At 70.3% G+C, this 12,494-nt stretch carries 8 protein-coding genes and 1 tRNA gene; 1 reads left to right on the forward strand and 8 read right to left on the reverse strand.

Going from position 1 to position 12,494, the window contains the following annotated elements; genetic code table 11:
* Window positions 1–153: 153 nt before the first annotated feature.
* From ACWCRJ_RS17170 to ACWCRJ_RS17205, 8 genes are all read right to left on the reverse strand, one after another.
* A complete protein-coding gene (locus tag ACWCRJ_RS17170; protein ID WP_450940147.1) occupies window positions 154–1,863 on the reverse strand; it encodes a trypsin-like serine protease in 1,710 nt (569 codons plus the stop codon).
* A 180-nt stretch (window positions 1,864–2,043) separates the two neighbouring features.
* Window positions 2,044–4,110: a transcription termination factor Rho gene (gene rho / locus ACWCRJ_RS17175; protein ID WP_450940031.1), complete on the reverse strand. Its 2,067-nt coding sequence runs from the start codon at window positions 4,108–4,110 to the stop codon at window positions 2,044–2,046.
* 409 nt (window positions 4,111–4,519) lie between these two features.
* The gene (gene thrB, locus ACWCRJ_RS17180) at window positions 4,520–5,473 is read right to left on the reverse strand and encodes a homoserine kinase (RefSeq protein ID WP_450940032.1); all 954 of its coding nucleotides are present in this window, start codon (window positions 5,471–5,473) and stop codon (window positions 4,520–4,522) included.
* Window positions 5,474–5,773: 300 nt separating this feature from the next.
* Window positions 5,774–6,832 carry a threonine synthase gene (gene thrC, locus ACWCRJ_RS17185; RefSeq protein WP_450940033.1) on the reverse strand — a complete coding sequence of 353 codons (1,059 nt, stop codon included), beginning with the start codon at window positions 6,830–6,832 and terminating at the stop codon, window positions 5,774–5,776.
* A 6-nt stretch (window positions 6,833–6,838) separates the two neighbouring features.
* Window positions 6,839–8,137 carry a homoserine dehydrogenase gene (locus ACWCRJ_RS17190; protein WP_028796530.1) on the reverse strand — a complete coding sequence of 433 codons (1,299 nt, stop codon included), beginning with the start codon at window positions 8,135–8,137 and terminating at the stop codon, window positions 6,839–6,841.
* Between the two features lie 190 nt (window positions 8,138–8,327).
* Complete coding sequence (gene lysA, locus ACWCRJ_RS17195; RefSeq protein WP_450940034.1) at window positions 8,328–9,719, reverse strand: diaminopimelate decarboxylase; 1,392 nt, start codon at window positions 9,717–9,719, stop codon at window positions 8,328–8,330.
* A gap of 270 nt (window positions 9,720–9,989) precedes the next feature.
* Complete coding sequence (gene nrtL, locus ACWCRJ_RS17200) at window positions 9,990–11,249, reverse strand: ArgS-related anticodon-binding protein NrtL (protein ID WP_450940035.1); 1,260 nt, start codon at window positions 11,247–11,249, stop codon at window positions 9,990–9,992.
* 237 nt (window positions 11,250–11,486) lie between these two features.
* A complete protein-coding gene (locus ACWCRJ_RS17205; RefSeq protein ID WP_450940036.1) occupies window positions 11,487–11,978 on the reverse strand; it encodes a response regulator in 492 nt (163 codons plus the stop codon).
* A 173-nt stretch (window positions 11,979–12,151) separates the two neighbouring features.
* Here ACWCRJ_RS17205 and ACWCRJ_RS17210 point away from each other — a divergent pair.
* Window positions 12,152–12,223: transfer RNA gene (locus tag ACWCRJ_RS17210), tRNA-Arg, on the forward strand.
* The last annotated feature ends 271 nt before the right edge of the window (window positions 12,224–12,494 follow it).

The following is a 12,494-nucleotide window of genomic DNA, read 5'->3' on the forward strand; positions in this document are numbered from 1 at the left end:
GGACGGATGTGGCCGTACCGCTCCATGGTCACTCCGTTCGGTCAGACGGAGTAATCCGGGAAAGGGTTGCACGACGAACGGTGCCCATCGCGTGGAACGCGATGGGCACCGTGGGTGACCGGTGCGCCCGAGGAGCCGGGCTCACCTGGTGTTTCAGCCGAGCAGGTCGTACTGGGCGTAGCTGGTTCCGACCGAGCCCCGTGTGCCGAAGATCTCGCTCGTGGCCTTGCCGGTGCCCTTGTAGAGGTACAGCGTGCCGGCCGGCGTACGGGCCAGGAGGTCCGCCCTGCCGTCGCCGCTCACGTCACCGGGGGTCAGGAGCGTGTTGTAGGCGCTCCAGTCCGAGCGGACCTTGATCCGGGTGGCGAAGGCGCCCGTGCCGGACTTGCCGGTGCCCTTGTAGAGGTAGACGTTCGAGCCGGTCTTGGTGCGCGCGATCAGGTCGGCCTTGCCGTCGCCGGTGAAGTCGCCGTGACCGACGACCGCGTTGTACTGGCTCCAGCCGGTGCCGACCTTGACGCGGGTACCGAAGGAACCGGTGCCCTTGCCCGGGTAGATCCACAGGGCGCCCGCCGAGTCGACCGAGAGCAGGTCGGGCAGGGCGTCACCGGTGACGTCGCCGGGGGTGAGGATCCGGGTGCGGGTCTTCCAGTCGTCGAAGATCTGCGTCGTCGTCCAGGTCTTCGACGAGGGCACGTACCGCCGCCAGAAGACGTCACCGTCGGAGGAGCGGCGCAGCACGAAGTCCTGGTAGCCGTCACGGTTCAGGTCGGTCTGCTGGACGAGGTTGTAGCCGGTCCAGTCGCCGTTGGAGCTCAGCGACTGGCGGTCGCCGAGCTTGGAGCCCGTGGATGCGCGGACGTAGCCCGTGCCGGTCTCCTTGTTGCGCAGGAAGACGTCGGCCTTGCCGTCCCGGGTGATCGCGGCGTCGTCGACGCGCGGGTAGGCCGCGCCGGTGTACTTGCTGACCTTGGCGAAGACCGGGTAGGCGCCCTTGTAGACGCAGTCCGTGACGCCCCAGGAGACGACGCCGACCACCTTGTTGTTGACGACGAGCGGGCCGCCGGAGTCACCGTTGCAGGTGGCCGTGGTCGTGGCGTCGGTGCCGCCGGCGGGCTTCCCCGCGCAGACCATGTGCCCCTTGATGAAGTAGTCGCCCCACGTGTTCCCGCAGGTCGTGTCGCTGACGATCGGCAGCGTGGCCGTCTTCAGCGTCTGCGAGATGTCGTCGGTCTTGGAGCTGGTGCGGCCCCAGCCGTAGGCCTTGGCCGAGGTGCCGGCCTTGTACGACGCGGTGTCGTCCGACGTCGTCATCTTGATCGGCGTGGCCTTGACCGGCGCCGACAGCGTCAGGACGGCGACGTCGTTGTCGATCGCGACCTCGTCCCACGAGGAGTGGTTCCACTGGCGCGACAGCGTGCTCTGGGTGCCACCGTGGTAGTCGACGTGGTCGAGGGTGCCGTCCTCGTTGTAGACGGCCGTGGGCAGCTGGTCGGTGCCGGTGATGATCTCGCCGTACTCGACCCAGTTGTAGTAGTCCTTGTCGACGCAGTGCGCGGCGGTGAGGATCTTCGTCGGCGAGACGACCGTGCCGCCGCAGAAGAAGCCGAGGTCCTGGGTCGGGTCGTAGTACCACAGCTGCGCCATCCACGGCGCCGAGCCGATCGTGGTCGTCGAGCCGCCGATGATCTGGGCGGACTGCTGCAGGCCACTGTCGGAGCTCGTGCTCGACGACGGCTGCCGCTCCGGCAGGTTCGCGTTCGCGGTGTCGTCCGCGGCCATGGCCTTGGCGATCCGCACGTCCAGCGCGTCGGGCGTCGTGCCGGTGTCGGCGGAAACCCCGCTCGCCGACGTCAGCAGCAACGCCCCGGCTATCGCGGCGGCAATGGCTCCGGACAAGGGTCTAGCCACTCGATTCCCCCCTGGGAGTGCAACGGTTGTTCAGAGCATGAAGACCGTGATCGTACACGTGTCCCCCACAGAAAACTGGGGCCACCCTCACATGGAGGGTGGCCCCAGCGCTTCGTCCGGTCGACGGGTCGACTAGTCGCCGTTACCGGGCATCGGCGTCGTCTTCTGGATCTGCAGCAGGAACTCGCCGTTCGACTTCGTCTGCTTCATCTTGTCGAGGAGCAGCTCGATCGCCTGCTGGGAGTCGAGCGCGTGCAGCACACGGCGCAGCTTCCAGGTGATGGCGAGCTCGTCGCTGCCGAGCAGGATCTCTTCCTTACGGGTACCGGACGCGTCCACGTCCACCGCCGGGAAGATGCGCTTGTCGGCGAGCTTCCGGTCGAGCTTCAGCTCGGCGTTGCCCGTGCCCTTGAACTCCTCGAAGATGACCTCGTCCATGCGGGACCCGGTGTCCACCAGCGCGGTGGCGAGGATGGTCAGCGAACCGCCGTCCTCGATGTTGCGGGCCGCACCGAAGAAGCGCTTCGGCGGGTACAGGGCGGTCGAGTCGACACCACCGGACAGGATGCGGCCGGACGCGGGCGCCGCCAGGTTGTAGGCACGGCCCAGACGCGTGATCGAGTCGAGCAGCACGACCACGTCGTGACCCAGCTCGACGAGCCGCTTGGCCCGCTCGATGGCCAGCTCGGCGACCGTCGTGTGGTCCTCGGCCGGGCGGTCGAAGGTCGAGGAGATGACCTCGCCCTTCACCGACCGCTGCATGTCGGTGACCTCTTCCGGACGCTCGTCGACGAGGACGACCATCAGGTGGCACTCGGGGTTGTTGTGCGTGATCGCGTTGGCGATCGCCTGCATGATCATGGTCTTGCCGGTCTTCGGCGGGGCCACGATCAGACCGCGCTGGCCCTTACCGATCGGCGCGACGAGGTCGATGATGCGGGTGGTGAGCACACCCGGGTCGGTCTCCAGACGGAGCCGGTCCTGCGGGTAGAGCGGCGTCAGCTTGTTGAACTCCGGGCGGCCACGGCCGTGTTCGGGCGCCATGCCGTTGGTGGAGTCCAGCCGGACCAGCGCGTTGAACTTCTCGCGGCGCTCGCCGTCCTTGGGCTGCCGGACCGCACCGGTGACGTGGTCACCCTTGCGCAGGCCGTTCTTGCGGACCTGGGCGAGCGACACGTACACGTCGTTCGGGCCCGGCAGGTAGCCGGAGGTCCGGATGAACGCGTAGTTGTCGAGGATGTCCAGGATGCCCGCGACGGGGATCAGGACGTCGTCGTCGGCGAGCTGCGGCTCGGGGGTGCCGATCTCGTCACGGCCGCGACGGCCACGACGGTCCCGGTAGCGGCCGCGACGCCCGCGGCGTCCGCCGTCGAAGTCGTCGTCGTCCTGCGGCCCGTTGTCACGCTGGCGGTCACGGTCCTGGCGGCCGCCGCCCTGCTGCTGGCCCTGCTGCTGGCCGCGGTCACGCTGCGGCTGACCGCCGCCGCCCTGCTGCTCGTCGCCCTTGCCCCGACGGCCGCGCTCACCGCGCTCGGTGCGGTCCGTACGGTCGGTGCGGTCCGTGCGGTCCGTGCGGTCCGTGCGCTCACCGCGGTCACGGCCGCGCTCGCGGCGGCCCTGACGGCCCTCGCCCTGGTCACCGGCGTCGGTCTTGACCTCGGCCTGGGCCGGCGTCTCGGCCTTGGGCTCGGTCTTGGCCTCGGCGGTGACCGTCTCCGGGCTGCCCGCGTCGGCGGTGGCACGGCGGCGGCGGCGCTCGGTGGGCGCCTCGTCACCACCGGCCGGCTGGCCGGGGATTTCGATCTGCTGCTGGGCCACGGCCTTCTCGGCCTTCTCGGCGGGCGCCTCGGCCTTCTTGGCGGCGGCCTTCTCGGCCGGCGCGGCGTCGTCGCCCGTGCGCGCCTTGGAGGTGGCGCGACGCTTCGGCTTGGTCTCGGTGGCCGCCTCGGCCTTGGCCGGGGCGCCTCCTCCCGCCTGCGCGTCCTTGATGACCTCGATCAGCTGGCTCTTGCGCATACGCGCGGTGCCCCTGATGCCGAGGCCGGATGCGACCTGCTGCAGCTCGGCCAGCACCATGCCCTCTAGGCCGGTGCCGCGGCGCCGCCGGGAGCCGGCACCGCTGGCAGGCGCGGCGTCCGTGGCGGGCGCGGCAGCGGTGTCCTCGACACGTGCGCCCATCAGATCGGTGGTGTCGCTCACGAAGGGTCCTTCCCTGGAGCGGACGTCGGCCTTCTGGCTCGGCGACCGTTTGTGCTGTCCGGCTTCGGCCCTGTTCGGGTGGACCGTGCCGGGGCGGTGGTCCGCCAAAGGCGGCGGAGGAAAATTTCTGATGATTCGGCGCTTTCCGGGCCGTGGCACTGAGTGTCTGTGTCACGCGGCTCGGCAACGCGCCGGTTCCGGGGCCTGCTCGGCAGACCGCTCAGTGCCTGCGTACGGCGTACAGCTTGACGTACGAAGCACAGTGCGGCTTGGGAGACTCCCGGAAGAAAGGTTGTCCCTGACGGGGACGATAAGCACCTCGCCATGGCTGGGGCAGGTGCAGACTTGAGGTTAACACTACCGGATCCAACAAACATTCCCCCTCTCGAAATCCCGCAACCGGACTCCGCTATTCCTCGGCGCCGTCGGCGCCGGGTCCGGTGACGGTGGTGGTGAGCGGCAGGACGCACGCCCCTCGGGCGTCGAGGTCCAGCCGGTTGGCGGCCCAGCCCGCACCCGCGAGATCGGCCACCTTGTCGGCGCTCGCGTGGTCGGCCAGGGCCAGGACGGTGGGTCCCGCGCCGGAGATGACGGCGGGAACGCCGTCGGCCCGCAGTCGCTCGACCAGGGCCGCGCTCTCCGGCATGGCGGGCGCCCGGTACTCCTGGTGCAGCCTGTCCTCGGTGGCGGGCAGCAGCAGCTCGGGGCGCCTGGTCAGGGCTTCCACGAGGAGGGCCGCCCGGCCCGCGTTGGCCGCTGCATCGACGTGCGGGACGGTGCGCGGGAGCAGTCCGCGCGCCGTCTCCGTCAGAACGGGCTTCCCGGGCACGAAAACCACCGGAACGATGGAATCCGCGGGCTTCATCCTGATCGCCCGCGCGGCGCCGCCCTCCATCCAGGAGAGCGTGAAGCCGCCGAGGAGACAGGCCGCCACGTTGTCGGGGTGCCCCTCGATCTCGGTGGCCAGTTCGAGCAGCGCGGCGTCGTCGAGCCGGTTGTCGCCGCCTATGGTCACGGCGCGGGCGGCGACGATGCCGGCGCAGATCGCGGCGGAGGAGGAGCCGAGGCCGCGGCCGTGCGGAATGCGGTTGGCGCAGACGATCTCGAGGCCCCGGGGCTGTCCGCCCAGCAGGTCGAAGGCGGTGCGCAGGGAGCGGACGAGCAGGTGCCGCTCGTCTCGCGGGAGGGTCTCGCTGCCCTCCCCCGCGATGTCGACGTGCAGGCCGGAGTCGGCCACCCGGACGACCACGTCGTCATAGAGCCCCAGCGACAGGCCCAGGGCGTCGAAGCCCGGACCGAGGTTGGCGCTGGTGGCGGGGACGCGCACCCGTACGGCGGCGGCGCGGAACGCTGGACCGGCCATCGCTCGATGACTCTCCTTGAACTGCGGGATTGACGATTGTCGAATGACATTCGATGCGTACGTGAGGCCCCTGCGGCCGTTCAGGACGGCGCGGCGCCGCACCCCTGGGGGGCATATGCGGCGGGCGGGTTCACTACAGCCTATCGAAGGAAGGTTCTGTGGCGACATAGGGCGCACAAGAGGCGCACGATGCGTGTCGTAAGCCCCCCGTGCACCCCCTGTCGGGTCCTGTCAGGGTTATCCCCCGGGAATCGTCGTCTACGCGCGACTCCCAGGTCTTTTCGAACGGCTGGACGAAGGTTACGCCAGGCCGAGGCGCTCGGCCGCCGTCGCCGCGTCCACCGGGACGGTGACGGGCTGCGGGGCACCGGCGACGGCCCAGTCCGGGTCCTTGAGGCCGTTACCGGTGACCGTGCAGACGATGGTCTGGCCCGGGTCGACCTTGCCGTTCTCCGCGGCCTTCAGCAGACCGGCCACGGAGGCGGCGGAGGCGGGCTCCACGAAGACGCCCTCCTGCGCCGCCAACAGGCGGTAGGCGCGCAGGATCTCACGGTCCGTCACCTCGTCGATGAAGCCGCCCGACTCGTCCCGCGCCGCCAGGGCGTAGTTCCAGGACGCGGGGTTGCCGATGCGGATCGCGGTGGCGATCGTCGACGGGTCCTTGACGATCTCGCCGCGCACGATGGGCGCGGAACCGGAAGCCTGGAATCCCCACATGCGCGGGGTCCTGGCCGCGATGCCGTCGGCCGCGTACTCCGTATAGCCCTTCCAGTACGCCGTGATGTTGCCCGCGTTGCCCACCGGCAGGACGTGGATGTCGGGGGCGTCGCCCAGCATGTCCACGATCTCGAACGCGGCGGTCTTCTGGCCCTCGATGCGTACCGGGTTCACCGAATTGACCAGCGCCACCGGGTAGTTGTCGCTCAGTTCACGCGCGAGGGTGAGGCAGTCGTCGAAGTTGCCGTCGACCTGGAGGATCTTCGCGCCGTGCACCAGGGCCTGGCCCATCTTGCCCAGCGCGATCTTCCCGCGCGGGACGAGCACGGCGCAGACCATGCCCGCGCGGACGGCGTAGGCGGCCGCGGAGGCAGAGGTGTTGCCCGTGGAGGCACAGATGACCGCCTTCGCGCCCTCCTCCTTCGCCCGCGTGATGGCCATGGTCATGCCGCGGTCCTTGAAGGACCCGGTCGGGTTGGCACCCTCGACCTTGAGGTGGACCTCGCAGCCCGTGCGCTCGGAGAGCACCTGCGCGGGTACGAGGGGCGTGCCGCCCTCGCGGAGCGTCACGACCGGCGTGCTGTCGGAGACGGGCAGCCTGTCCCGGTACTCCTCGATGATTCCGCGCCACTGGTGGGTCATAGCTCGTTACTCTCCTTCAACCCGCATGATGCTGGCGACACCCCGCACGGTGTCGAGATTCCGCAGTGCCTCGACGGTCCCGCTGAGGGAGGCGTCGGAGGCGCGATGGGTGACGACGACGAGAGAGGCCTCGCCGCCGCCGTCCGGCCGTCCTTGCTGCCGCACCGTATCGATCGATACGCCGTGCTCCGCGAACACGGTCGCCACCTGGGCGAGAACACCCGGTTTGTCGGCGACGTCAAGGCTGATGTGGTAGCGGGTGACCACGTCACCCATCGGCGAGACCGGCAGGGCGGCATACGCGGACTCGCCGGGGCCGGTGGCGCCCGCGAGCCGGTTGCGGCACACGGCCACGAGGTCGCCGAGCACGGCGGAGGCCGTGGGGGCGCCGCCCGCGCCCGGCCCGTAGAACATCAGCTGCCCGGCGGCGTCCGACTCCACGAACACGGCGTTGTAGGCGCCGCGCACGGAGGCGAGGGGGTGGGTCAGCGGGATCATCGCGGGGTGCACGCGCGCCGTGACGGAGCCACCGTCCGCGGCCCGCTCGCAGATGGCGAGCAGCTTGATGGTGCAGCCCATGTTCCGGGCGGAGGCGAAGTCGGCCGACGTCACCTCGGTCATGCCCTCGCGGTACACGTCGTCGAGCCGCACACGCGAGTGGAAGGCGATGCCGGCGAGGATCGCGGCCTTGGCGGCGGCGTCGAACCCCTCGACATCGGCGGTCGGGTCGGCTTCCGCGTATCCGAGGGCGGTGGCCTCGTCGAGGGCCTCCTGATACCCGGCGCCCGTGGAATCCATCTTGTCGAGGATGAAATTGGTGGTGCCGTTGACGATGCCCATCACCCGGTTGATCTTGTCGCCGGCGAGGGACTCGCGCAGCGGACGGATCAGCGGGATGGCGCCTGCGACGGCGGCCTCGTAATAGAGGTCCTTGCCGGCCTCGCCGGCCGCGGCGTGCAGCGCGGCGCCGTCCTGGGCGAGGAGCGCCTTGTTGGCGGAGACGACGGAGGCACCGTGCTCGAACGCGGTGGTGATGAGGGTGCGGGCGGGCTCGATACCGCCGATGACCTCGACGACGACGTCGATGTCCCCCCGTTTGACCAGGGCGGTCGCGTCGGTGGTGACGAGCGCCGGGTCGATGCCCGCACGCACCCGCGAGGGCCGCCGGACGGCCACGCCCGCGAGTTCGACCGGGGCACCGATACGGGCGGCGAGGTCGTCGGCGTGCGTCGTCATGATGCGCGCCACCTCTGAGCCGACTACCCCACAGCCCAGCAGCGCCACCTTCAGCGGACGCGTACGCATCATCCGACCTCGTTTCCTCACATACCGACATACCGAATACGGTGGAACCAGTCTCACTCACCGGACGGGAGTTTCTATCCCTCGTCCGGATCGTGAGACATCTATTTCATTTTCACCGGGCCGGAAGACGGAGATCTTTCGGCCCACTCAGATCTTTCGGCCCGGCGCTTTTCCTGTCCGAAGGTGCCGTTCAGCCGACGTCGAGACGGAGAAGATCCTCCTCCGTCTCCCGGCGGACGATGACCCGGGCCTGTCCATCATTGACGGCGACGACCGGCGGGCGCAGTACGTGGTTGTAATTGCTCGCCATCGAACGGCAGTACGCGCCGGTCGCCGGCACGGCGATCAGGTCACCCGGTGCCAGGTCCGCCGGCAGGAACGCGTCCCGCACCACGATGTCACCGCTCTCGCAGTGCTTGCCGACCACGCGCGCGAGCATCGGCTCGGCGTCGGAGGTCCGGGACACCAGCGCGACGCTGTACTCGGCGTCGTACAGCGCGGTGCGGATGTTGTCGGACATGCCCCCGTCCACCGAGACGTACGTCCGCAGCCCGTCCAGCGGCTTGATGGTGCCGACCTCGTACAGCGTGAACGCGGTGGGACCGACGATCGCGCGCCCCGGCTCGACGGAGATCCGGGGGGTGCGGAGCTTGGCGGCGTCGCACTCACGGTTGACGATCTCGGTGAGGGCCTTCGCGATCTCGTGCGGCTCGCGGGGATCGTCGGCGCTGGTGTAGGCGATGCCGAGGCCACCGCCGAGGTCGATCTCGGGCAGCTCGACGCCGTGCTCGTCACGGATGTCCCTGAGCAGGCCGACGACACGGTGGGCGGCGACCTCGAACCCGGACGTGTCGAAGATCTGCGACCCGATGTGGGAGTGGATCCCGATGAGTTCGAGCCCGTCCAGCTTGAGCGCCCGCCGCACGGCCTCCGCGGCCTGTCCGCCCGCGAGCGGGATCCCGAACTTCTGGTCCTCGTGGGCGGTGGCGATGAACTCGTGCGTGTGGGCCTCGACGCCGACGGTGACACGGATCTGCACCCGCTGCCGCCGGCCGAGCGACTGCGCGATGTGGGCGACCCGCACGATCTCCTGGAAGGAGTCGAGCACGATGCGGCCGACGCCGGCGTCGATGGCCCGGTGGATCTCGTCGGTGGACTTGTTGTTGCCGTGGAAGGCGATGCGGTCGGCGGGCATCCCGGCGGACAGGGCGGTCGCCAGCTCGCCGCCGGAGCAGACGTCGAGGTTGAGCCCCTCCTCGTGCAGCCAGCGCACGACGGCCCGGGACAGGAACGCCTTCCCTGCGTAGAACACGTCGGCGTCCTGCCCGAACGCCGTACGCCAGGCGCGCGCCCGCGCCCGGAAGTCGGCCTCGTCGACGAAGTACGCCGGCGTACCGAACTCCTCCGCGAGCGCCTTCACATCGATCCCGCCGACGCTGACGACCCCGTCGTCCGCGCGGGTGACGGTCTGCGCCCACACCTTCGGGTCCAGCGTGTTCAGGTCGGCGGGCGGGGCGGCGTAGTGCCCCTCGGGAAGCACGTCGGCGTGACGGGGACCGGCGGGGTGTGCGGAACGGCTCATGTCTGTACGACTTTCTGTGAACTCTGGGCTGCGGCGCGGGGGCTGGCGACCGGGGCGTGGCTTTGACTGGGCCTGGGGCTGGGCCTGGGCCTGGGCTTGGGATTAAGCCTGGGCCTGGGCTTCGGCTTGGGCTTCCGCTGGGGGCGGTGGGCTCTCGGCGGTGGGTTTCGCCGTTCGGCTCTCGGCTCTCGGCTGTCTGCTCTCGGCTGTCTGCTCTCGGCTGTCTGCTCTCGGCTGTCTGCTCGGTGGCTTGGGGCTTCGCGGGCTCGCTCAGAGATATTCGGGTGCGTCGATGCCGAGCAGGGACAGGCCGCCGGCCAGCACCGTCCCGGCGGCTTCGGCAAGCGCCAGCCGGGCCCGGTGGGCGGCCGAGGGTTTCTCGTCGCCGCGCGGCAGCACCGTGTGCTGAAAGGCGAGCAGGGCGTCGGCGAGGACAACCAGGTGCCGGGCGAGTCGATCGGGAGCGCGGAGGGTGGCGGCTCGGGTGAGGGCGGAGGGGTAGGTGGTGAGGGCGGTGACGAGGGGGGTTGCTGTGTCGGTGGGGTCGGTGGGGTCGGTGGGGTTGGCGGTGCGCTCGGTGTTGATGGAGGAACTACGGAGGTCGCCCGGGGCGCAGGGGGTGTCCAGCGGCCCCGGGGCGGCGGTGAAGCCGAGGGCCGCGGCGTTGCGGGTGAGCGCGCGGGCTCGGGCGTGGGCGTAACGGACCCGGAAGAGGGGGTTCGCGGCCCGCTGCAGGAGGAGGTCGGCGGTGATCCGGGGGCGGTCGTGAGCGGCCGGATGCAGGAGTGCCCAGCGGAGGGCGTCGGGGCCGAGGGGGGTGGGGTCCTCAGGGGCGGGGACGGGGCGGAGGTTGATGGGGGTGGGGGTGGGGCTGGGGGTAACGGTCCCGCTGGGGCGATCGGGGGCGGGTGTCTCGTGCGCGAGGCCGGGGTCGTCGGCGTTCGCTGGGCCGTGGGGGTTTTCGAGGTTCCCGTGATCTTCGAAGTCACCCTCGCCGACGACGGCGTGGGACCGAAGGTGATCGACCTCGACGCGACCGCCCTGACTGGCGACGATCCGCACGAGCGCGTCGGCGATGACCTCCGCACGGATGTCGTACGGGATCCGCAGCCGGACGACCTGCCCGGCGAGGGCGTCGCTGTGGCCGTACGGGAGGGGATCGGAGCCCTCGCCGCCCCGGGTGCCCCGGGTTCCCTGAACGCTGCCCGCCGTCCCTCGGATCCGCCGTACCAGCGTGGTGACGGCAACCCGTTCGAGGTGGAAGTTGAGGAACCCGGGGCCGGTGATCTCGACGGCGGCGACGCCCGCGGTCTCGCTGAGGTGGGGCCGCAGTATTTCGGCGACCCGCAACGGCGGCCGCCCGGCGGGCCTGGCCAGCTGCAACGCGATGTTCGTCGCGAAGTCCCCGCTCCCCCCGGGCCCGGGGGGAGTCACGACGGCATGTGCGGGCACGGCGACACTCAGCTCCCCTTCGTCCACAGCACGACGCACCGCGCGCAGCACGGTACGGGAGAGCTCGACGGGGGTCACGGGACAAGGGTATGGGAGGAGGGGGGTGGGTATGCGAGCCGGTTTGGCCTGAGGTCCGGGATGTGGACAGGGTTGGGTGGGGCCTGCGGCTGGGGCGTCCACGAGGGGACGGCGTCGGGGCGATGCGTCATGGGGTGACGAGCGGGGCCGGGCGTATCAAGGTCTCTACGGCCCCCGAGGTTCCGAGGCCGCGGTCCCACGGTCCCGCGGTCCCGAAAACTCACATGCTCTCGGAGTTCAGCTGCCGGTGCGACCGGCGCGCTCCGCGCACTCGGTGTGCTCCGTGCCACCGACTGGGGCGGAACCATCGCCACCGATCCCGTACGACGGCCCGGCCTCACCGTCACCGGAGGCCCCACTCTCCACCAACTGCCGCACGAGGGCGACGAGTTCGGCCGGGTCGAAGGGCTTGGCAAGGAACGCGTCGACGCCGACGTCGAGCCCGGCCTCCACCTCGTACTGCGAGCAGGCACTGACGATGGCGAGCGGAAGGCGCCGCGTCCGGGGGTCACTGCGCAGCTGGGCGGCGGTACGGAGGCCGTCGAGACGGGGCATGACCACGTCGAGGGTGATGAGGTCGGGCCGCACCTGGTGAACGACGTCCAGGCATTCGGCACCATCGGCCGCGGTCACCACCTCGAAGCCCTCCAGCTCGAGATTGACCCTGATCAGCTGCCGGATGACCTTGTTGTCGTCTACAACAAGCACCCGGCCGGACGCGCCTGGCACAACTCGAGAGTAGGTCCGCCCCCACCGCCGCGTCCGGGTTTTCCCCACTTCCACCCCCTGCGGGCGGTCTCCCCCAGCTCAACCCCACCCTCCACCCGCCAAAAACCGTTCATGATCTCCCTCGGAGAGCTGGTAGGGTTCTACCCGTCGCCGCCCCACAAGGCGCCCGACACGCCCCCGTAGCTCAGGGGATAGAGCAACGGCCTCCGGAGCCGTGTGCGCAGGTTCGAATCCTGCCGGGGGCACCTTGCAGAAGGTGCCCAAAGACCCCGTCACCAGCGGAAACGCTGAGGCCGGGGTCTTCGCGTATGTGCAGGCGTGTGCCGCTCGGAGCGGGCGTATGTCGGGTGTTGTGGACTATGCGTGGACTGGCCGCAGGGTAGGAACCCGCAGGCCAGCCAGGGAAAACGACGAGGCCCGGGACGCAGCCCGGGGCCATCATGTCGCAGCCAGGTACGTCCGGAATCAGGGCCCGTCGTGGTACCCCGTGCCTGATAGCTTGCCCCTGCCGCATGT

The organism is Streptomyces sp. NPDC002324 (assembly GCF_053593335.1).